This is a genomic window from Mammaliicoccus stepanovicii, assembly GCF_002902525.1.
Taxonomy (GTDB): Bacteria; Bacillota; Bacilli; order Staphylococcales; family Staphylococcaceae; genus Mammaliicoccus; species Mammaliicoccus stepanovicii.
The window spans coordinates 24,927-47,226 of record NZ_PPQZ01000009.1 but is presented as its reverse complement, the minus strand read 5'-3'; the positions used below and the strand labels follow the sequence as shown (position 1 = coordinate 47,226).

Below are 22,300 nucleotides of genomic sequence, written 5' to 3'. Positions count from 1 at the left end.
AATTAAATAGAATATTTATGAAGAAGGGACATTCACGTGTCCCTCTTTTTATTGAGAGGTGTAACCATGGATGAATTGAAAATTTTAAATAATGGAACGACAGTGATTTTTGAAGAAGTTCCCAAAAGTGAAACAGTAAGTATAGGTGTGTATGTCAAAACAGGAACAGCAACAGAAGGAGAATATCCAGAAGGAATTGCACATTTTGTAGAACATATGCTATTTAAAGGCAGTTCGAAATATACGAGACAGCAATTATCAACTGAGTTTGATAAAATTGGCGGATATAATAATGCATACACAACTAAGATGTATACATGCTATTTTTGCAAAACATTAAAGAGATTTGAAAGAAAAGCAACAGATTTATTATTAGATATGGTGAAAAATCCATTGTTCCTAGAAGAAGAAATTGCGCGTGAGAAAAAAGTGATTCTAGAAGAAATAAAAATGATAGAAGATACGCCAGAAGAATGGTTAATGGATAAATTGGAGAATGAAATCTATAAGGATCAACCACTAGGAAGAATGATATTAGGTAGTCCGGAAAGCTTGAACAAAATTAATAAAGAAACGTTAACAGCATTTCATAAGTCACATTATCAAAGTAATCGACTCGTCGTATCTGTTGCGGGTTCATTTAGTGAAGCGCTGAAAGAAGAAATTATGAGTCAATTAAATGATAATCAAAATGAAGCAATCAATGAAATTGATCAGAAAATGACTTTTACAGAAACGAAACAAACTTACTATAAAAATGAATTAGAACAAACGCATTTCATGAGAAGTTATGCGGCACCAAGTTATAATGACACATATTATTATGCAACTAATATATTAAATACCATACTAGGTGAAACGATGAGTTCTAAACTATTTCAAGTGTTACGTGAAGAACATGCACTTTGTTACAATGTTTATTCTGATTTTCAAAGTTTTCAGGAAAATGGGCTTTTAACAATATATGTAGCTACAGATAAAGAAAATGTAGAACCGTCAAGCAAATTAATAACTGAAGTACTGAAAAGTCTACTGGAAAATGGTATTTCACAAGAAGAACTTGATGATGCTAAAAGCCATATTATTACAAGTTTTCTTATGGCGTCAGAGTCTAATCAGAATAAGATGACACGAAATGCTAGATCAATGATGTTTCACGATGAGTTAATAACAAATGAAAAATTTGAAAGTAAAGTCAATAATGTACAATTAGAAGATATAAAGAAAGCGACTCAATTCTTATTACAAGCACCGTATTCTGAATTTATTTTGACTGAAAAATAAAAAATATAATGATTAAAACATCATAATATAATTAGAATACTTGAAAAGCTTTTTAAATATACTTAAGTGTGTTGTATGTGCTTGTATAATCCGACAAATAAATGGTATGATTAAATAAATATATTGTGGACGGGACTACATTTAGGAGGAACAATTTTGAGTTTAATAAAAAAGAAAAATGATAAAATTCGTATCATACCACTTGGTGGAGTTGGAGAAATAGCAAAAAATATGTATATCGTTGAAGTGGATGAAGAAATGTTCATGTTAGACGCAGGCTTAATGTTTCCAGAAGATGAAATGTTAGGTGTGGACGTTGTTATACCAGATATACAATACGTCATTGAAAATAAAGAAAAACTAAAAGGAATCTTCTTATCACATGGACACGAAGATTCAATTGGTGCAGTAAGTTATATACTTGAAAAAGTAGATGCACCAGTTTACGGTTCAAGATTAACGATTGCTTTAGTAAAAGACCAAATGAAGATAAGAAAAGTAAACAAAAAAATTAGATACTACACTGTGAATAAAGATTCAGTCATGAGATTCAAAAATGTAAACGTGACATTCTTTAACACATCTCATTCTATTCCTGATAGTTTAGGAATTTGTATCCATACATCTTATGGAGCAGTTGTTTATACTGGCGAATTTAAATTTGATCAAAGTTTACAAGGTGCATATGCACCAGATATCGCAAAGATGACTGAAATTGGGCAAAATGGTGTGTTCGCTTTAATTAGTGATTCAACCGAAGCTGAAAAGCATGGATATAATGTGCCAGAGAATGTAATTCAAAGTCATATTGTGGATGAATTTGCGAAAGCAAATGGCAGAATAATCGTATCTTGCTATGCTTCAAACTTTATTCGTATTCAACAAGTGTTGAATGCTGCAAGTAAATTAAATCGTAAAGTATCATTCTTAGGACGCTCATTAGAGAGTTCATTTAATGTTGCGCGTAAGTTAGGATATTTTGATATACCTGAAAATTTATTAGTTCCAGTACATGATGTAAGTAAATATCCGAAAAACGAAATGATCATCATCGCAACAGGTATGCAAGGTGAACCAATTGAAGCATTAGGCCAAATGGCACAACAAAGACATCCTATCTTAAACATCCTTGAAGGCGATAATGTTTATATATCAACAACAACTTCTGCGAATATGGAAGTTATCATCGGACAAACAATGAATGAACTTGTTAAAGCTGGTGCTAATATCATGCCTAATAACAAGAAAATTCATGCATCAAGTCATGGTTATATGGAAGAATTAAAATTAATGCTTAATTTAATGAAACCAGAATACTTTATCCCTGTTCAAGGTGAGTTTAAAATGCAAATTGCGCACGCAAAGTTAGCGGCTGAAACAGGAGTAGACCCTGAGAAAATTTTCTTATTAGAAAAAGGCGATGTTGTTAATTTTGATGGCAAAGCAATGGTAGCTAATGAAAAAGTAACTGCAGGTAACGTATTAATTGATGGAATTGGCGTAGGCGATGTAGGTAATATCGTTTTAAGAGATAGACACTTATTAGCGGAAGATGGCATATTTATCGCAGTTGTCACACTTGACCCTAAAAACAGAAAAATTGTCGGTGGACCAGAAATACAATCACGTGGATTTGTTTACGTACGAGAAAGTGAAGAGTTACTGACAGAATCATCCGAAAAAGTACGTGAAATTGTAGAAGAAGGTTTACTTCAAAAGAAAATTGAATGGTCAGAAATGAAACAAAACATGCGAGATAAATTAGGTAAATATTTATATGAACAAACTAAACGTCGTCCAATGATTATACCAATTATTTCTGAAATCTAATGTTATTCGTTTACTAACGATTGTACAGTCAAATAAGCCCAAAATTGGGCTTATTTTTTGCATTATAGATAAGGAGGTTACTTATAATGGCACAAAGAAAAAAGCCAGCTGCAAGAAAAGGAAAAACAACACGTGGAAAGAAAAAACAAAATGATACGACATTAAAGTATGTCTTACAAATGATTGTTTTGTTTTTAATTGTACTTGGGGTATTTCAATTAGGTTTTATAGGATTAATGATCGATAGTTTCTTCCATTTTCTATTCGGATATTCTAAATACTTTACATATATTCTTATCGCAATTGTATCAATGCTGATCACATTAAACGGTAAACTAAAATTTACTAGAAGAATGACTGGTTTAATGATCTTTCAAATTGCATTAATATTTGTAATGCAAATTATTTTTTACTTTAAAGACAAAACTTTTAATGCTTTTGAGACAACATTAAGTGAAACATATTCTGCATTAGAGAAAAACAGTTTTTACTTCAATGGTGGAGGCTACATAGGTTATCAAGCCTTTAATACATTAAGTAAACTCATTTCAGTATTTGGTTATGGATTACTAACGGTACTCGTACTCATATCTAGCATTATATTAATTATGAAGAAAAGACATCGCGATATTACAAAATCATTATTTGAAGTAACACAAAGTAAAACAAAATCAAAAATGACGAATTTAGAAAAGAAAAGAGAAGAAAAAGCAAGAGCGAAACAACTAGAAAAAGAAAAACGTGAGAAAGAAAAACCGAAAGACGTTTCAAATTTAGAAGAAGTTAAACCTATAGAAGACAATAGTCGACAGGCAATAGATAAAGGAGTTACAGAGCAAGAAGAAATTCCGATTTTTGAATCAAAAGAAAAACAAATGAAAAATAGTAAATCAAGTGTAAATCACATTTCGGAAAAACCACAATCTAACGAAGAAGAACAAAAAGAATCAACCGTTACAATTGATGAAACAGAGAATTTAAATTATAAGCTGCCACCACTTAATATATTAGCAGATCCACCTAAATCTCAAACTGTATCTAAAAAAACAGTTCAAGAAAAAGGGAAGCTGTTAGAAGCAACGTTAAGAAACTTTAATGTTGATGCAAAAGTGACACAAATTAGAATTGGACCAGCTGTTACTCAATATGAGGTACAACCTGCACAAGGCGTTAAAGTCAATAAGATAGTAAATTTAAGTAATGATATTGCGTTAAATTTAGCGGCAAAAGATATAAGAATTGAAGCGCCGATTCCAGGTAAATCTGCAGTGGGAATCGAAGTGCCGAATGAACATATATCAATGGTTACGTTGAAAGAAGTGTTGAATGAGGCTAAACCAACGACGAATAAACTTGAAGTAGCTCTAGGAAGAGATATATCTGGTGAACCTATTACTGCAGAACTAAATAAATTACCTCATTTACTAGTTGCAGGTGCAACAGGTAGTGGTAAGTCAGTCTGTATCAATGGCATTATCACGAGTATCTTAATGAATGCGAAGCCTCATGAAGTGAAAATGATGTTAATAGACCCGAAAATGGTTGAATTAAATGTTTATAATGGTGTTCCCCATCTGTTAACACCAGTTGTAACAAATCCACAAAAAGCTAATCAAGCTTTACAAAAAGTAGTATCAGAAATGGAAAAGAGATATGACTTATTTCAACATGTTGGCGCAAGAAACATTGAAGGTTACAATGCATTTATTGAACGTACAAACCAAGAAATGGATGAAAAGCAAGCGCAACTTCCTTATATTGTTGTTATCGTAGATGAATTAGCCGATTTAATGATGGTCGCAGGCAAAGATGTAGAATCATCAATCATGAGAATCGCACAGCTTGCTAGAGCAGCAGGTATTCATTTAATTATTGCGACACAAAGACCATCAGTTGATGTCATTACAGGTAGTATTAAAGCGAACATACCTTCTCGAATTGCTTTTGCTGTAAGTTCTGCTACAGATTCAAGAACGATTCTAGATGGTGGCGGTGCTGAAAAATTACTTGGACGAGGCGACATGTTATTCTTATCAAGAGATTCATCCAAACCAACAAGAATACAAGGTGCATTTCTTTCAGACAATGAAGTTGAACAAGTTGTGCAGCATGTTATTGGTGAACAAACGGCTAACTACATTAAAGAAATGGAACCAGATGAGCCTACTGAATCAAGTGAAATGGAAAGTGAAGATGAATTATACAAAGAAGCATATTTATTTGTAGTAGAAGAACAAAAAGCGAGTGCAAGTTTGTTACAAAGAAGGTTTAGAATAGGTTATAATAGAGCTTCTAGGTTAATGGACGATTTAGAAGGTAATGGAGTCATTGGACCACAATCAGGTAGTAAACCTAGACAAGTTTTAGTAGATCTTTATCAAGATGAATAGGGGGATATTATGTCTACGAGTGCAGCAACAAACTTAGTTAAAAATTGGATTTTAGAACAAATAGAATCAGGTGAACTATCAGAAGGTGAATGTATTCCGTCAGAATTTGATATCAAAAAATTACTTAATATAAATCATGATGAAATTGAAAAAGCTATACATGAGCTTGTCACCGAGCAAGTATTGTCCCAAAAATCTGGAGAAGGTGCGATTGTTAAACCTAAACAACCGTATTATTATCCACTAGATGAACTTGTAAGTATCACTAAAATGATTGAAAAAAATGGACAAGTAGCTGGGACAGAGTTCATCAGTTTAGATGAAGAAGTTGTGACGAATCAAGAAATGACAATATTAAATTTGGATGAAAATGCTTTAATCTCAGTAATTGAAAGAGTGAGAACAGCAGACGGAGAGCCAGTTGTATATTGTTTAGATAAAATCTCAACTGACCTATTTCCATGTAGTGATTATAATTCAGATTTATCATTACTTTCAGCGATTGAAAACAACGTTGAATTTAAAATCACACATGCTGATACATCAATCGAATCAATTAGTTATGAACCATATATAAGTGAAATACTGAATTCTGATCCAGATGATGCCATGATGTTATTAACTCAAACACACTATAATAATGAAGGTGTTCCGATACTGTATTCATTGAACTATTTTAAAAGCAGTCTTGTAAAGTTTCGAATTAAAAGAAATAGGATATAATAAGAACAATGACAGAAACAAAGTAACTTATGTTACTTTGTTTCTGTCTATACATACTAATATAAGTGAGGTACCTAATATGATAACTACTGAACATATTCAATTGGCATCAAATGATATTTATGTGATACCAACTAAAAAATTCAAAACAACAACTATCGTTTTTAAATTTGTCGCACCATTAGACAGTAACACGATTACGTCACGATCAATTTTAAGTAAATTAATGACAAGAGTAACAAACAAATATCGAACGGATAAAGAAATGAATAATGTTCTGGCAGAATTATACGGTGCACATTTGTATAGTTACGTTAATAAACAAGCAAATAATCATATCATGACAATCGGTATTGAAATTGTTAATGAAAAATACTTACAAAGTGAAACACCGATTCTAGAACAAGCAATTCAATTATTACATGAAGTCATTTTTAATCCATACATAATAGAAGATGAATTTAACGAAAAATTTACAAACCAAGAAAAGTCATTATTAAAAAAGAAACTCACAGCAATGGAAGATAATAAATCACAACGAGCATACTTACAGTTTATGAATCATATGTTCGAAGAAGAGCCTTATAAATATTTAGCAGCAGGTCGATTAGAAGATATCGATGACATAAATGCAACGTCGTTAGTTGATACATATCACGACTTAATTCATCAAAATGCGATTTCTACATACATAATAGGTAATGTCGAATTAAATAACATAAAAGAATTATGTGAACAATATTTTAGCTTTAAACATAATAGTAATTTAGAGATAGAGACATCTACATTTAAAGAAATAGAACACGTTAAAGAGATTGTGGATTACACAGAAATTGATCAAGCCAAATTAAATATGGGCTACCGATTCCCAATTACGTTTCATTCTAAAGAATACTATTCATTCCTTGTACTAAACATGTTATTAGGTGGAGATGCTTCGTCTATTTTATTTAGTGAAGTTAGAGAGAAACAAAGTTTAGCTTATTCTATACATTCTCAAATTGATCCTAGAAATGGATTCTTGTATATCGTCGGTGGTATTTCTAAAGACAAAGTACAAGTTGCCAAAGAAACCATTTTAAACATATATCAAGATTTAAAAGAAGGTAACTTTGAAGAAAGTAAATTACAATTAGCTAAAAAAGTACTTGTATCTAATGGTAGAGAAATGTTTGATAAACAAAGACAAATGATAGATTTACTTCATACACATGCTAGATATCATTCATCATACGATCATGAGGAATGGATTAAAGAAGTAGAAGCGATTACAGTTGAAGATATTAAAAACATTGCGCATCTTGGACAATTAGATACTATATATATACTGACTGAAGGTGAAAAACATGAATAGTAATTATTACAAACAAATAGATGAAACAGTATTTGAAGAAACATTAAACAATGGATTGAAAATCGTAGTAATCCCCAAAAAAGGTTTCTACAAAACATTTGTGACTTACACAACTCAATTCGGATCACTTGATAATACATTTAAGCCTCATGGCCAAGATGAATTTGTGACAGTTCCAGATGGCGTTGCACATTTCTTAGAACACAAACTATTTGAAAAAGAAGAGGGCGATATCTTTACAAGCTTTGCAGAGCATGATGCGCAAGTGAATGCATTTACTACATTTGACAGAACAAGTTATTTATTTAGTGCAACAGACAAAGTAAATGATAATATTTTACGTCTATTAAAAATGATAGAAAGTCCTTATTTTACTGAAAAAACAGTCGAGAAAGAAAAAGGGATTATTGCAGAAGAAATTAAAATGTATAAAGAGCAACCTAACTATAAATTAATGTTTCAAACACTAGCTGCTTTATATCATCATCATCCCGTCCAAATTGATATTGCTGGTTCTGTTGAAAGTATTTATAAAATTACTGCAGATGACTTATATTTATCTTATGAAACATTCTATCATCCTGCAAACATGGTCGTTATCGTTGTGGGAGATGTAGACCCTGAAGAAACAATTCAATTAATACGTAATCACGAAGATAAGCGTGAAATGGAAGAAATGCCACCAATCACACGTAAACGTGTAGATGAACCAGAAAGTGTTTGTCAGCACTATGTTGAGACGAAGATGGACATCGTACAAGAAAAAACGATGATTGCGTTCAAATTTAAACCGAATACAATCTCAGATGATGTTAGAGTAAAAAAAGACATCGAAATGATGATTGCACTGGATTTAATATTTGGTGAACAAACAGAATTTTATCAAACGTTGTTAGAAAAAGGCGTTCTAGATGATACTTTTGGTTATCAATTTGCAAATGAAATGACATATAGTTATCTGTTATTTGCTGTAACAACTGATGAGCATCAAACATTTGTAGATGCAATTAAATCAGAACTAAGTAAGTTCATTAAAGAAGGCTTTGATGAAGCGGATTTACATAGAGTGAGAAAGCAAACGTTAGGTGAAATGATATCAAGTTTAAATTCACCTGAATATATAGCAAATCAATATACAAAGTTTTATTTCGAAGGTGTAGAATTGTTCAATATTATTAATATATTAGAGACGATAACGGTTGAAAGTGTACGTGAAACTTTAGAATCTTTAATAAACTTTGACCATGTAGTTGAGAGTAGATTGGTTAGATTAAATGACTAGGACATTAATTATAGGTGGAAGCGGAGATATTGGACTTTCGATTGCTGAAGATTGCTTATCTCATGGATATGAAGTTATCCTACAATATAATCAATCAAATATTGAACAACTAAGAACGCGTTTTGAAGGTAGACCTGTGTCATTTTTACAATTAGATTTAATGAATAGTCATGAACTCGATACATTAACAGAATTAGGTCATATCGATCATCTTATATTTGCAGCAGGTAAATCTCAATTTGGTGCAATACAAGATGTGACAAATGCAGATATTGATGAACAATACCGTATAAACGTATATAGTCTCATTAAAATAGTGCAATTGTTTATTGATGATTTGAGGAAAAGCCACAATGGTAGAATTGTTGTTATTTCATCTATTTGGGGGGAGACTGGCGCAAGTTATGAAACGGTATACTCAACTATGAAATCTGCACAGCTTGGTTTTGTGAAATCTTTAGCTAAAGAACTAGCATTAACGACCGTTACAGTTAATGCTATAACTCCAGGTGTAGTTCATGGTAAAATGACAGATGAACTAGATACTTTAACGCAACAAGAATTGAAAAATGATATACCTCAAGGGCGATTCGTTACAACAAATGAAGTAAGTACGAGTGTTCTGTACTTATTAAATCCTTTATCACAAAGCGTAACTGGACAAGTATTAAGAGTAAATGGTGGATGGTATATTTAATATTGGGGTGGATATTATGGAAGAAGTAATTAAAAAAGAATGGTACTTAGAATACGATATTCAAGTAAATAGAGCAGGATTATTAGGAGATATATCAAGTTTATTAGGTATTTTAGGTATTAATATTATTACGATTAATGGTGTTGATCAAGGACGAAGAGGACTACTCATTAAAACGGATAATATGAATAAAGTAAAGCGCTTCGAAAACATCGTGAGAGAAATTGATGATATAACCATAAAAAAACTACGTACACCAGGTTTAAGAGATAGGCTAGCTGTGAGACATGGTCGGTATATTAAACGAGATGTAGACGACAAAAAAACATTTCGATTTGAAAGAAAAGACTTAGGTATTTTAGTTGATTTTATGGCTGAATTATTTAAAGAAGATAGACATAAGTTAATTGGCGTAAGAGGTATGCCTAGAGTTGGGAAGACAGAATCAGTTGTTGCTGCAAGCGTTTGTGCGCACAAAAAATGGTTGTTTATAAGTTCAACATTAATAAAACAAACTGTAAGAAGTTCTCTTTTGAAAGGAGAATATAGTGACAAGAACGTATATATCATTGATGGTGCAGTTACATCCAAGCAAACTGACGAAAAACATAAACAATTAGTACGTGAAGTCATGAATCTTCCAACAATTAAAGTAGTTGAACATCCTGATTTATTCGTGCAACGATCTGAATATAGTCTTGATGACTTTGATTATATTATTGAATTAAGAGAAAAAGAAGATCAAGAAATTACATACGAACAATTAAATAAGAATGATTTATTTACTAATGATAGTATGACATTTGGTGATGGCTTTGGTTTCTTTGAATAATTTTGTAGAGGTGAATGAAGCTTGAATAATATTGGTGAAATTTTGAAAAATAAACGAGAACAATTAGGTATGACATTAGTAGAATTAGAAGAAAAGACTAAAATACAACGTCAGTTTTTAGTCATGATAGAACGCAATGACTTTGAAGAATTACCTAATCCTGATTACACGAGAGGATTTATTACTAAATATGCATCTTCTATAAATATTAATCCAACGGAATTAATAGAAAAGCACCAAAGTGAATTACCAAAAACTTCACCTTCTGCAAAAGAAGCATTTAGACAATTAACTCAAGAAAAAAGAAGTCATACAGATATATCAGAGAATAAAATGGTTGCAAAACTTATCACACAGATGGTTACATTTTTTGGTTTGTGTTTAGTTATTTGGATATTATTAATTATTATCATTTAAATATAAGAATGGTTGTTTTATAATAGAAGTAATATACGATTGTATGTAAAAAGGAGAAAGATTATGAACATTCCGAATCAATTAACGGTATTACGCGTTATATTAATACCTATTTTTGTATTGTTTTTATTGGTTGATTTTAATATGGGCAAGATGTCCTTTTTGTTTGGCCAAGAAATGAGAATTGAACAGTTTATAGCAGGTATTATCTTTATTCTGGCATCTGTTACGGATTGGTTTGATGGTTATTTAGCTAGAAAATGGGAACTTGTTACGAACATGGGCAAGTTCTTGGATCCTTTAGCAGATAAATTACTAGTTGCAAGTGCACTCATTGCATTAGTAGAATTAGATAAAGTGTCTTCTGTAGTTGCAATCATTATTATTGCAAGAGAGTTCGCTGTTACAGGATTAAGACTATTACAAATTGAACAAGGATTCGTAAGTGCTGCTGGTCAACTTGGTAAAATCAAAACAGCAGTAACAATGGTAGCAATTATATTTATTTTACTTCAGGAACCATTCTCAACACTTTGGCAAATAAATTTAGGGCAATGGCTGATGTACATTGCAACGTTCTTCACGATATTAAGCGGTGTTGAATATTTCTATCACGGTAGAGACGTATTTAAAGGATCAAAATAATAATATAAGAATCTAAGCAATTATGTTTAGTATTCATATGAAGACGGACAAACCTAAAAAATCCAAAAGATTTTATTTAGGTTTGTCTTTCTTATCTATAGGAGGATGTAATATGAGAGTAAGTATATTAAGTGTAGGTACAGAAATACTATTAGGGCAAATTGCGAATACAAATGCACAGTTTATTTCTAAAGAATTAAATGAACTAGGGGCAAGTGTTGTTCGACATGTTGCTGTAGGAGATAATCCGAAAAGGCTAGAAAGTGCGTTCAAAGAAGAGCTTGATGCCCATGATGTTGTTATCCTTACTGGAGGATTAGGTCCAACTAAAGATGATTTAACGAAGCAAACTGTAGCACAAGTACTTGGTAAAGGTTTAGAAATGAATGGCCAGGCTATGGAATTTATAGAAAATTATTTTAAGAATGAAAATAGAGAAATGACACCGAACAATAAACAACAAGCATTAGTCATCGAAGGAAGTGCCATATTAAAAAATGATGTCGGTATGGCTCCTGGAATGTATTTAGAGCATGAGCACAAACAAATTGTTCTATTACCAGGACCTCCTAAAGAATTGCATCCAATGGTGAAACAATATTTATTGCCTTATTTCATGAATGAAGAAAGTGTTATTCAATCTGAGTCTTTAAAATTTGCCGGTATAGGTGAGTCAAGTCTTGAAACACAATTGATGGACTTAATCGATAATCAAACAAATCCAACGATTGCACCGTTAGCAGGACAACATGAAGTATCATTGAGAATTACTGCAAATGCTAAGTCTAAACAAGAAGCATATGAACTGATTAAACCCGTTAAACAAGAAATTCTTAATAGAATTGGAACATTCTATTATGGAAGTGATGATAAGTCGATGGAAGAGGCTGTATTTGATAACCTTAATCAAACATTTGTTGTTTACGATGAAATAACAGATGGTATTTTACTATCGAGATTAAAAAAACATCCGAACTGTAATCATTACTTAAAAGCATATTTAAATAATGATGATTGGATCCATACATTACTGAACATTTCTGAGCAAGATGATGAAGAAGTCATTAGTAAAAAATTAAAAGAAAGATTCAATGTTGATATTGTTGTTGTCATATTGCAAAGAACTGAACATTCGATTGTATATATTACCAATATGCAAAAAGACAAAAAATTTAATTCAACATTAAGCCAATCATACGTTGGAAAACGTGATAGAATCAGTAATCAAGTACTTATAGACTTCTTGAACTTTTTACGAGATGAGTAATAAATTCAAAAATACGGCACTTATGTTCGCGTTTTGTTAAAAATTGCATCATTTAACACGAACAAATATTCGCTTTATGCTTGCATTTTGAAATGAAATAATTTATAGTAATAATAAGCTAATAAAACAAACAAATAAATTCAATTTATTTATATAGGAGGTTATCGCGTGAGCGAACGTCAGAAAGCACTCGATACAGTAATTAAGAATATGGAAAAATCCTTTGGTAAAGGAGCTGTCATGAAGCTTGGAGATAACACAAGCAGAGAAGTATCAGCAGTTTCTAGTGGATCAATTACACTTGATAAAGCATTAGGTGTAGGTGGGTATCCTAAAGGACGTATTATTGAAATATATGGACCAGAAAGTTCTGGTAAGACGACAGTAGCTTTACATGCTATTGCAGAATCTCAACGTCAAGGCGGCGTAGCTGCATTTATTGATGCTGAACATGCTTTGGATCCTGTTTACGCTAAAAATCTTGGAGTAGATATAGATAACCTTTATTTATCACAACCAGATCACGGTGAACAAGGTTTAGAGATTGCAGAAGCCTTTGTTCGTAGTGGCGCAGTAGATATCGTAATCATTGACTCTGTTGCTGCATTAACACCTAAAGCAGAAATTGAAGGTGAAATGGGAGATACACATGTTGGTTTACAAGCGAGACTTATGAGTCAAGCTTTACGTAAATTATCAGCAGCTATTTCTAAATCAAATACAACGGCAATATTTATTAACCAAATTCGTGAAAAAGTAGGCGTTATGTTCGGTAACCCTGAAATCACACCTGGTGGTCGTGCATTGAAATTCTATAGTTCTGTACGTTTAGAAGTTCGTCGTGCTGAGCAATTGAAACAAGGACAAGACATTGTCGGTAACCGTACTAAGATTAAAGTAGTTAAGAATAAAGTAGCACCTCCTTTTAGAGTCGCTGAAGTGGATATTATGTACGGTGAAGGTATATCTCGTGAAGGAGAACTTATTGACTTAGCTGTTGAGTTCGACCTTGTTGATAAATCTGGAGCATGGTACTCATATAATGGTGAAAGAATGGGTCAAGGTAAAGAAAATGTTAAATCTTATTTGAAAGATAATCCGAAGATTATTGAAGAAATTGATAAACTATTAAGAGATCAATTAGGGTTTAATGGTAAGAAAGAAGAAGCCACTAAAGAGAGTAAATCTGATGATAAAGATGAACAAGCTTCACTATTAGATTGATTTAAATTAAATCATATTGTAAGACGTTCTATAATTCACTTTTTGACAAGTTGAATTATAGAACGTTTTTTATATAAACTGTTTCAAAAAAGAAGGTGATGTCCTTGACACTCACACAATTTTAAACGTACAATTGACTTGTATGATTCCAAAGTTCCATTTAATCATATTTTTGTATATATAAGACGTAAAACCTAGATAGAAGGAGGTGTTTATGTGGAATTATTAACCCTCTTACTCATTTTGCTTGGAGTTATTCTAGGTGTTGTTGTAGGATACTTTTTCGCGCACAATAGCTTAATGAAAAAACAAGATCAAGCTAGACAATCAGCGCATTATATTTTAAGTGAGGCCAACAAAGAGGCCGAAAGTCTTAAAAAGGAAAAGTTGATTGAAGCTAAAGAAGAAAATCAACAAATTAGAGATCATCTTGATAGTGAAATTCGAGAGAGAAGAAGTGACCTACAAAAGCAAGAAACAAGATTACTTCAAAAAGAAGAAAACTTAGAACGTAAGTCAGAACTTTTAGACAAAAAAGATGAAATTCTAGAAAACAAAGAAGCTAAAATTGAAGAGCGACAACAACAGGTAGATGCAAAAGAGAGTAATGTTCAAGAAATAATAATGAAACATGAACAAGAATTAGAACGCATCTCCGGACTAACACGTGAAGAAGCTCGAAAAGAGCAATTTTCACAAGTTGAAGAAGAACTGTCACATGATATTACTGTACTTGTAAGAGAAAAACAACGTGAACTAAAATCAAATGTTGATAAAAAAGCAAAAGAATTACTAGCTACGACAGTACAAAGACTAGCTGCAGATCACACTTCTGAATCAACGGTATCAGTTGTTAACTTACCTAATGATGAAATGAAAGGACGTATTATAGGTCGTGAAGGCCGAAATATACGAACTCTAGAAACATTGACAGGTATAGATTTAATTATAGACGATACACCAGAAGCGGTGATTTTATCTGGATTTGATCCAATTCGAAGAGAAATCGCTAAAACAGCATTAACGAATTTAGTGTCGGATGGACGTATTCATCCGGGACGAATTGAAGAAATGGTTGAAAAAGCGAGAAGAGAAGTTGACGAACTGATGAGAGAATCAGGGGAACAAGCAACATTTGAATTGGGTATTCATAATTTGCATCCAGAATTAATTAAGATTTTAGGTAGAATGAAATATCGTACAAGTTATGGTCAAAGTGTACTAAAACACTCAATAGAGGTTGCACAACTTTCAGGAATGTTAGCAGCCGAATTAGGTGAAGACGTTACTTTAGCAAAACGTGCAGGTTTATTACATGATATAGGTAAAGCCATCGATCATGAGGTTGAAGGTAGTCATGTAGAAATTGGAGTAGAGCTAGCTAAGAAATATCATGAACATGATACTGTTTTAAATGCTATACACTCACATCATGGGGATGTAGAACCAACAACAGTTATTTCGATATTAGTAGCTGCTGCGGATGCTTTAAGTGCAGCGAGACCTGGAGCTAGACGTGAAACATTAGAAAACTATGTTAAACGTTTAGAAAGATTGGAAGAAATATCAGAAGGTTATCAAGGTGTAGAAAAGGCATTTGCAATACAAGCGGGTAGAGAGATTCGTGTAATCGTATCTCCTGAAGATATTGATGACTTAAAAGCACATAGAATAGCAAGAGATATTAAAGACCAAATAGAAGGCGAATTACAATATCCAGGGCACATTAAAGTGACAGTTGTCCGAGAGATGAGAGCAACAGAATACGCTAAATAGTTATGCTCAAAACATAAACCCTTTAACCGCAATGGTTAGAGGGTTTTTTGTACGAAATTTTTAGTAACTCAGGGCAATCTAAGGATCTTAACTTTGTTCTTTATTGTATATATAGCAAGATAGCGTATTTCTATTTATCTGCATAGTATTATATTGATTCAAAAAATTGTTGCCATTCTTTAGTAATATTGTGTTTATCGAATTTTGATTTTACATTTTTCAAAGCATGCTTACTCATTTGATTTAATATTTTTGGATTATCTATAAGATATTCCATTTTTTGAGCAAGTTCATCAATATTGTTTCTTTCAACTATGAATCCATCTTCTCCATCAGTAATAATGTCAGCCGGTCCATAATTGAAATTATAACTCACGACCGGACAACCATTTGCTAAACTTTCTAATATGGCGAGTGAAAATCCTTCTGTTCTTGAAGTGACAATTGAAAATGATGCCTTTTTATAAATAGAAGGCGCATTCGTCGTGTAACCCATAAATTCAACATGATCTTCTAACTTTAATTCTTTCACTTTGTTTTTTAAATTGGCTTCATCAGTTCCTGATCCATAAATTTTTAATTTAAAGTTAGGGAACTTTTGAATAACAACTTTAGTGGCATCTATTGCGTGACTAATTTGCTTAAGTGCTACTAATCTAGAAATGATAACGGCTTCTATAGGTTTGAAAAACTTGAGTGATTTAAATTTAGTCGCTTCAATACCATGTGGTATGACTTGTACTTTATCTTCATGACCAAATCTTTCGACAATATCTTTACGTTGTCTATCAGTTAATACAAGTAAGCAATCTATATGATTTAAGTTTTGAATAGCAAATTGAACAGTAGTTGCAATATCAGAAGTATCCTTATTAAATGGGGCCTTAATATGGTTACTGTGCAATCTAATGATTTTATAGGCTTGTTTATGATTTACTTTAGTCAATACGTCATCAGTATTTCGGCTATCAGAAATCAAAATAGGATTATCAACATCACGAATGACACATTCTACAAAATATGATTTGAGTTCTTGGTCATTTTTAAAGACATGTGTGATTTCATCTTGTGAAAATAACATGACGCGATGGGCGGTGCTATTTTCAGGATTAACCCATTTAGATAAATAAACATTGTTTTTACTATTTTTAAATACCATTTGTCTTGGCTTATTTAATACTATATCCATATAAGTAACTTTACCGGTGTAACCATCAGGTGTGTAAACTTCATTTCTCACTCTATATCTCATATCATTAAAGTGATCAATACCTTTAATCGTTTGATCGCTTCGATAAGTGAAATATTGTTTGTAAATACCATCTTGATAAACCCTGTATGCATTCTTAGATGGGACTTTCTCTAATATGTCATGATCCGAAACAACATCTGAAATCTTGTATACTTGTTTCGTAATAGATTGTTCATTTTGAAAATACTCGTACATGTTTATAATCGGAATATTTCTATTTAAACCGTAATCATTATATATTTTATCAACTAATAAACTATATTCTCCATTGTAGTTAAAAGTTAGAATTGACGTATTATATCCTAAATCAGCACTGATGTTTGCTTGCTGAAGACAAGCTTTCGTTAAACCACCACGATTAATATCTACAGAATTAATCATGAAAAATACATTTTTTACCATAATTTCCACCTCCCAATTAATTCATTATTATATATTAAAAATATCAATTAAGCAAAACATAAGAAAAGAATATTGCTTAATAAGTATAATAATGTATAAAAGAAAATTCGTTTGAAGGTATAGATAGTAAGGATAGTACGAGTGAAACACATAATTAAAAAAAGAATCACATTAAGAGATGTATCATCTCATAACGTGATTCTTTAACTACATTGATGTGGTTACATATTAGGAGTTAGCATATTGATGGTATAAAAAGATAGCTCTTTTTAATAATTCCAATCTGCCGTTATCTCTAATATTTGATTTGTGAAAATATGACAAAATTTCATCGTCAGAATTTACATCTACAGGGAAATGGGCATCTTGGATTAACCAGTTTGCTAATTCTCCTAAAGGTGTATCATCATCAGAAAAAGTTTGTATAAATTCATAAAAGCTCACATAACCACCTCAACTCATGAGCCTTACTCATTATATTAGAAATAGATGTAAGTGTAAATATAAAAAAGCCTTTTAAAACAATCACTGTAAGAGTGGAAGTTTTAAAAGACTTTTTTATTTAAATAATCGAATGATTTCAATACTCATTGGATTAATTTGTTATATGTTAACTTGTTAAATTAAGTTCGAGTTCTAGAGCTTCTTTTAATACATCAGATGTTTCACGTGCATTAATTGAGCAGTTTCCATATTTCTCAGCTAATTTAAATGCTGTGATATATAGTTCTAGACTATCTTTCGCGATGTCTTCTGCATTTTCTTTTACGGATGGATTTGCTGTAACCACTAGTTCTGCAAACTTTTCTGGTTCTATTTCAATTCCCATGTTTAAATAAACACTCCTATAAGATTTTGTAACGTTGCAATAAGAATACAACGCTCGATAGATTATATACCCTTTTTAAAAAATGTTAATCATCTCTTTCAAAAATATTTAATATGACTTAAAATATATAAATATAGAGAGGATGACAATCTTGAGAATTTTATTTATTGGAGATATCGTTGGCAAGCTTGGAAGAGAACAATTAGAAAACTATTTACCGAAGATGAAAGCAACATATAAACCAACATTAACTATCGTTAATGGAGAAAATGCTGCACATGGTAAAGGTATAACTGAAAAAATATATAAAGACATTTTGCGTATGGGCGCTGATTTTATGACAATGGGTAACCATACTTATGGTCAAAGAGAAATTTATGATTTTATTGGACAAGCAAATAGAATGGTTCGACCTGCTAATTTTCCTGATGAAGCACCAGGCATTGGTATGAGAATTATTAAAGTTAATGATAAAGATGTCGCGATTATAAACTTGCAAGGTCGTTCATTTATGACGGCTATTGACTGTCCATTTAAAAAAGTAGATGAATTAATTGAAGAAGCATCTAAGATTACACCTTATATATTTGTTGATTTTCATGCTGAAACAACTTCTGAAAAAAATGCCATGGGTTGGTATTTAAATGGTAGAGTTAGTGCAGTAGTTGGCACGCATACACACATCCAAACTTCTGATGAACGCGTGTTAAGTCATGGAACAGCATATATAACAGATGTAGGCATGACTGGGTATTACGATGGTATTCTTGGCATTAAGAAAGATGAAGTAATAGAGCGATTTATTACGAGTTTACCTCAAAGGCATAATGTGCCGGATGAAGGTAGAAAGGTGTTATCTGGTGTCATTATTGATTTAAAACAAGATGGAACAGCTAAGAAGATTCAAAGAGTATTAATTAACGATGATCATCCTTTTGAATAACATAGTCCATTAGACTGATTTTTAGTAAAACCCTTTAATTTCATAGGATTAAAGGGCTTTTTTTGGTATGATGTGAATTGAGATATTATATGGGGAGGCCATAAGATGAAATCACAAATTTCATGGAAAGTTGGCGGACAGCAAGGCGAAGGTATTGAATCAACAGGTGAAATATTCGCAACTGCTATGAACCGTCAAGGATATTATTTATACGGATACCGTCATTTTTCAAGTAGAATTAAAGGCGGTCACACAAACAATAAAATAAGAGTTTCAACTACGCCAGTAAGAGCGATTAGTGATGACTTAGATATATTAATAGCGTTTGACCAAGAGACAATAGATGTTAACTATCATGAAATGCATGAAGGCAGTATCATTATTGCGGATGCAAAAGCTAAACCAGAGAGTCCAGAAGATAGTAAAGCACAACTCGTTAGTTTGCCATTTACTGCAATTGCTAAAGAACTTGGCACAGCTTTAATGAAAAACATGGTTGCAGTAGGTGCAACATGTGCAGTTATGGATTTAGATACGAAAGTGTTTGAATCTTTAATTAACGATTTATTTAGTAGAAAAGGACAGAATGTCGTAGATCTTAATATACAAGCGCTGAATGAAGGTTATAAACAAATGAAAGACGAAATGTCTAATTTGGAAACTGAACATAAACTTGAACCTACAGATTCTGAAGGTCATTTATTCATGATAGGTAATGATGCAATAGGTTTAGGTGCAGTTTCAGCGGGTGTTAGATTTATGGCAGCATATCCAATTACACCAGCATCTGAAATAATGGAATATATGATAGATAGACTCCCGGACTTAGGTGGAGCAGTTATTCAAACAGAAGATGAGATTGCAGCATGTACGATGGCAATTGGATCAAATTATGCAGGTGTACGTTCGTTCACATCTTCAGCAGGTCCAGGTTTATCATTAATGATGGAATCAATTGGATTATCTGGGATGACCGAAACACCATTAGTGATTGTGAATACACAACGTGGTGGTCCATCGACAGGTTTACCAACTAAACAAGAACAATCAGATTTAATGCAAATGATTTATGGTACACATGGGGACATTCCTAAGATTGTACTAGCACCGACAAGTGCAAGTGATGCATTTTATTTAACGATAGAAGCATTTAATTTAGCTGAAGAATATCAATGCCCAGTTATATTACTTTCAGATTTACAATTATCGTTAGGTAAACAAACTGTAGAATCATTAGATTATGACAAAATCGAAATAAGAAGAGGTGCATTAGTTGAAGGTGATTTAGAAACACCTGAAGACAAAGCGTACTTTAAACGATATGCCTTAACAGATACAGGTATTTCACCACGTGTCTTACCAGGAACTAAAGGCGGCATCCATCATGTTACGGGTGTTGAGCATAACGAAGAAGGAAAACCTTCTGAAGGTGCTGATAATAGACAACAGCAAATGGATAAGCGTATGAGAAAAACAGCTCAATTGTTAATAGATGAACCTGTTGAATCAAATGAAAGATACGAAGAAGCAGATATATTATATGTTGGTTTTATTTCTACAGCAGGTGCAATCGAAGAAGCAATTACAAGACTAGATAAACAAGATGTGAAAGTAAATCACATACAAATAAGACAACTTCATCCATTCCCATCTGATGTTGTTCAACAAGCATTTAATAAAGCTAAAAAAGTTGTCGTAGCTGAGCATAATTATCAAGGGCAATTATCAAACATCATTAAGATGAATGTTAATCATGAAAATAAAATTATAAATCAAACAAAATATGATGGAACACCGTTCTTGCCACATGAAATAGAAGATAAAGCATTGGAAATAGCAAGTAACTTGAAGGAGTTGATTTAATTGGCAACATTTAAAGATTTTAGAAATAATGTTAAACCAAACTGGTGTCCTGGTTGTGGAGATTTCTCAGTGCAAGCTGCAATTCAAAAAGCTGCTGCAAATGTAGGTCTTGAACCAGAAGAAGTAGCTATTATAACAGGAATTGGTTGTTCAGGTCGCTTAAGTGGTTACGTTAACTCATATGGTGTCCATTCAATTCATGGTCGTTCTCTACCATTAGCGCAAGGCGTTAAAATGGCAAACAAAGATTTAACTGTTATCGCTTCAGGTGGAGATGGAGATGGATTTGCGATAGGTATGGGTCATACAATTCATGCATTAAGAAGAAATATGGACATGACATATATCGTGATGGATAATCAAATTTATGGTTTAACTAAAGGTCAAACTTCTCCAAGTTCAGCTAAAGGATTCGTTACTAAATCTACACCAAAAGGTAACATTGAACAAAACGTAGCGCCATTAGAGTTAGCTATTTCATCTGGTGCAACGTTTGTAGCTCAAAGTTTTTCAAGTGATATTAAAGAACTTACAAATATAATAGAAGAAGCGATAAATCATAAAGGATTCTCATTTGTTAATGTATTTTCACCATGTGTAACGTATAACAAAGTGAATACTTATGACTGGTTTAAAGAAAACTTAATAAAACTAGCAGATATTGAAGATTATGATGCTTCTAATAAGTCGCAAGCAATGCAAACAGTACTTGAAAAAGAATCAATGTTAACAGGAATTATTTATCAAGATAAAGAAACACCTTCTTATGAATCTCAAATTGAGCAATTTGATGAGCAACCACTCGTTAAAAAATCATTAAAACTAGAAAAAAATCAATTTGAAGATCTCGTATCACAATTTAAATAATGTGAAAGCATATATAAATGAGCAAGTAAGTTAAAATCAATAGATTTTGAACGAACTTGCTCATTTTTACATATAATAAGACGTAAAGGGGAAAGATTATGACAAATACATTAATGAGCATTCAAATTATACCGAAACATCATACAACTGGGGTTATTCCACTTGTAGATGAAGCGATAAGCATCATAGATCAGTCTGGTTTGAAATATGAGGTTCATCCATTAGATACTACGGTAGAAGGAGATATGAATTCTTGTTTAATTTTAATTGAACAAATTAATGAGCGTATGGTTGAACTAGAATGTGACAGTATTATCTCACAAGTTAAGTTTTATCATGTTCCTGAAGGTATTACGATGGAGACGTTAACAGAAAAATATTAAATTGAAAAATTAAATTGTGTTGTAAACATATAACGAATGG

General features: G+C 32.2%; 20 protein-coding genes. 17 read left to right on the top strand and 3 right to left on the bottom strand.

The features are described from left to right. Nucleotides 1–66: 66 nt before the first annotated feature. From CD111_RS01475 to rny, 13 genes are all read left to right on the top strand, one after another. On the top strand, nucleotides 67–1,284 hold the full coding sequence (locus CD111_RS01475; protein WP_095088283.1) for a M16 family metallopeptidase: 1,218 nt from the start codon (nucleotides 67–69) through the stop codon (nucleotides 1,282–1,284). Nucleotides 1,285–1,440: 156 nt separating this feature from the next. Next, nucleotides 1,441–3,114, top strand: a complete 1,674-nt coding sequence (gene rnjB, locus CD111_RS01470) for a ribonuclease J2 (RefSeq protein WP_095088281.1) — start codon at nucleotides 1,441–1,443, stop codon at nucleotides 3,112–3,114. Nucleotides 3,115–3,200: 86 nt separating this feature from the next. Beyond that, nucleotides 3,201–5,504, top strand: coding sequence for a DNA translocase FtsK (locus tag CD111_RS01465; protein WP_095088279.1), 2,304 nt, complete (start codon nucleotides 3,201–3,203; stop codon nucleotides 5,502–5,504). A 9-nt stretch (nucleotides 5,505–5,513) separates the two neighbouring features. Beyond that, nucleotides 5,514–6,227, top strand: coding sequence for a GntR family transcriptional regulator (locus CD111_RS01460; RefSeq protein ID WP_095088277.1), 714 nt, complete (start codon nucleotides 5,514–5,516; stop codon nucleotides 6,225–6,227). A 79-nt stretch (nucleotides 6,228–6,306) separates the two neighbouring features. After that, entirely contained in the window at nucleotides 6,307–7,581 is a 1,275-nt protein-coding gene (gene yfmF, locus CD111_RS01455) for an EF-P 5-aminopentanol modification-associated protein YfmF (RefSeq protein WP_095088275.1), read from the top strand. Next, nucleotides 7,574–8,863: an EF-P 5-aminopentanol modification-associated protein YfmH gene (gene yfmH / locus CD111_RS01450; RefSeq protein WP_095088272.1), complete on the top strand. Its 1,290-nt coding sequence runs from the start codon at nucleotides 7,574–7,576 to the stop codon at nucleotides 8,861–8,863. Before yfmF ends, yfmH begins: the two co-directional genes overlap by 8 nt. After that, nucleotides 8,856–9,560: an elongation factor P 5-aminopentanone reductase gene (ymfI, locus tag CD111_RS01445; RefSeq protein WP_095088270.1), complete on the top strand. Its 705-nt coding sequence runs from the start codon at nucleotides 8,856–8,858 to the stop codon at nucleotides 9,558–9,560. The genes yfmH and ymfI overlap by 8 nt, the downstream gene beginning before the upstream one ends. Before the next feature lie 16 nt (nucleotides 9,561–9,576). Further along, nucleotides 9,577–10,392: a DUF3388 domain-containing protein gene (locus CD111_RS01440; RefSeq protein WP_095090126.1), complete on the top strand. Its 816-nt coding sequence runs from the start codon at nucleotides 9,577–9,579 to the stop codon at nucleotides 10,390–10,392. 21 nt (nucleotides 10,393–10,413) lie between these two features. Further along, nucleotides 10,414–10,809, top strand: a complete 396-nt coding sequence (locus CD111_RS01435) for a helix-turn-helix domain-containing protein (RefSeq protein WP_095088268.1) — start codon at nucleotides 10,414–10,416, stop codon at nucleotides 10,807–10,809. A gap of 63 nt (nucleotides 10,810–10,872) precedes the next feature. Continuing rightward, nucleotides 10,873–11,454, top strand: a complete 582-nt coding sequence (gene pgsA / locus CD111_RS01430) for a CDP-diacylglycerol--glycerol-3-phosphate 3-phosphatidyltransferase (RefSeq protein ID WP_095088266.1) — start codon at nucleotides 10,873–10,875, stop codon at nucleotides 11,452–11,454. A 112-nt stretch (nucleotides 11,455–11,566) separates the two neighbouring features. After that, nucleotides 11,567–12,721: a CinA family nicotinamide mononucleotide deamidase-related protein gene (locus CD111_RS01425; protein WP_095088264.1), complete on the top strand. Its 1,155-nt coding sequence runs from the start codon at nucleotides 11,567–11,569 to the stop codon at nucleotides 12,719–12,721. Nucleotides 12,722–12,889: 168 nt separating this feature from the next. After that, the gene (gene recA, locus CD111_RS01420; protein WP_095088262.1) at nucleotides 12,890–13,945 is read left to right on the top strand and encodes a recombinase RecA; all 1,056 of its coding nucleotides are present in this window, start codon (nucleotides 12,890–12,892) and stop codon (nucleotides 13,943–13,945) included. A 216-nt stretch (nucleotides 13,946–14,161) separates the two neighbouring features. Then, nucleotides 14,162–15,721, top strand: a complete 1,560-nt coding sequence (rny, locus tag CD111_RS01415; protein WP_095088260.1) for a ribonuclease Y — start codon at nucleotides 14,162–14,164, stop codon at nucleotides 15,719–15,721. Between the two features lie 148 nt (nucleotides 15,722–15,869). Here the strand turns inward: rny and CD111_RS01410 are convergent, their stop codons facing one another. The 3 genes from CD111_RS01410 to CD111_RS01400 form a co-directional block, all read right to left on the bottom strand. Further along, nucleotides 15,870–17,375, bottom strand: coding sequence for a glycosyltransferase (locus CD111_RS01410; RefSeq protein WP_095088257.1), 1,506 nt, complete (start codon nucleotides 17,373–17,375; stop codon nucleotides 15,870–15,872). Nucleotides 17,376–17,603: 228 nt separating this feature from the next. Beyond that, nucleotides 17,604–17,819, bottom strand: a complete 216-nt coding sequence (locus tag CD111_RS01405; RefSeq protein WP_095088255.1) for a YozE family protein — start codon at nucleotides 17,817–17,819, stop codon at nucleotides 17,604–17,606. 166 nt (nucleotides 17,820–17,985) lie between these two features. After that, nucleotides 17,986–18,204, bottom strand: a complete 219-nt coding sequence (locus CD111_RS01400; protein ID WP_095088253.1) for a hypothetical protein — start codon at nucleotides 18,202–18,204, stop codon at nucleotides 17,986–17,988. Between the two features lie 151 nt (nucleotides 18,205–18,355). Between CD111_RS01400 and CD111_RS01395 the strand changes: the two genes are divergently transcribed. From CD111_RS01395 to CD111_RS01380, 4 genes are all read left to right on the top strand, one after another. Next, nucleotides 18,356–19,147 carry a TIGR00282 family metallophosphoesterase gene (locus CD111_RS01395; protein WP_095088251.1) on the top strand — a complete coding sequence of 264 codons (792 nt, stop codon included), beginning with the start codon at nucleotides 18,356–18,358 and terminating at the stop codon, nucleotides 19,145–19,147. Nucleotides 19,148–19,252: 105 nt separating this feature from the next. Beyond that, nucleotides 19,253–21,010 carry a 2-oxoacid:acceptor oxidoreductase subunit alpha gene (locus tag CD111_RS01390; protein WP_095088249.1) on the top strand — a complete coding sequence of 586 codons (1,758 nt, stop codon included), beginning with the start codon at nucleotides 19,253–19,255 and terminating at the stop codon, nucleotides 21,008–21,010. Further along, the gene (locus CD111_RS01385; RefSeq protein WP_095088247.1) at nucleotides 21,011–21,877 is read left to right on the top strand and encodes a 2-oxoacid:ferredoxin oxidoreductase subunit beta; all 867 of its coding nucleotides are present in this window, start codon (nucleotides 21,011–21,013) and stop codon (nucleotides 21,875–21,877) included. It abuts the gene before it with no gap. 98 nt (nucleotides 21,878–21,975) lie between these two features. Further along, entirely contained in the window at nucleotides 21,976–22,260 is a 285-nt protein-coding gene (locus tag CD111_RS01380) for a thiamine-binding protein (protein WP_095088245.1), read from the top strand. Nucleotides 22,261–22,300 lie beyond the last annotated feature (40 nt).

Coding starts and splice junctions, on each gene's coding strand:
- CD111_RS01410 (WP_095088257.1), bottom strand. CDS start 17,375: ATGGTAAAAAATGTATTTTTCATGATTAATTCTGTAGATATTAATCGT.
- CD111_RS01380 (WP_095088245.1), top strand. CDS start 21,976: ATGACAAATACATTAATGAGCATTCAAATTATACCGAAACATCATACA.
- yfmF (WP_095088275.1), top strand. CDS start 6,307: ATGATAACTACTGAACATATTCAATTGGCATCAAATGATATTTATGTG.
- pgsA (WP_095088266.1), top strand. CDS start 10,873: ATGAACATTCCGAATCAATTAACGGTATTACGCGTTATATTAATACCT.
- yfmH (WP_095088272.1), top strand. CDS start 7,574: ATGAATAGTAATTATTACAAACAAATAGATGAAACAGTATTTGAAGAA.
- ymfI (WP_095088270.1), top strand. CDS start 8,856: ATGACTAGGACATTAATTATAGGTGGAAGCGGAGATATTGGACTTTCG.
- CD111_RS01425 (WP_095088264.1), top strand. CDS start 11,567: ATGAGAGTAAGTATATTAAGTGTAGGTACAGAAATACTATTAGGGCAA.
- CD111_RS01460 (WP_095088277.1), top strand. CDS start 5,514: ATGTCTACGAGTGCAGCAACAAACTTAGTTAAAAATTGGATTTTAGAA.
- CD111_RS01465 (WP_095088279.1), top strand. CDS start 3,201: ATGGCACAAAGAAAAAAGCCAGCTGCAAGAAAAGGAAAAACAACACGT.
- CD111_RS01400 (WP_095088253.1), bottom strand. CDS start 18,204: ATGGGAATTGAAATAGAACCAGAAAAGTTTGCAGAACTAGTGGTTACA.
- CD111_RS01440 (WP_095090126.1), top strand. CDS start 9,577: ATGGAAGAAGTAATTAAAAAAGAATGGTACTTAGAATACGATATTCAA.
- CD111_RS01475 (WP_095088283.1), top strand. CDS start 67: ATGGATGAATTGAAAATTTTAAATAATGGAACGACAGTGATTTTTGAA.
- CD111_RS01390 (WP_095088249.1), top strand. CDS start 19,253: ATGAAATCACAAATTTCATGGAAAGTTGGCGGACAGCAAGGCGAAGGT.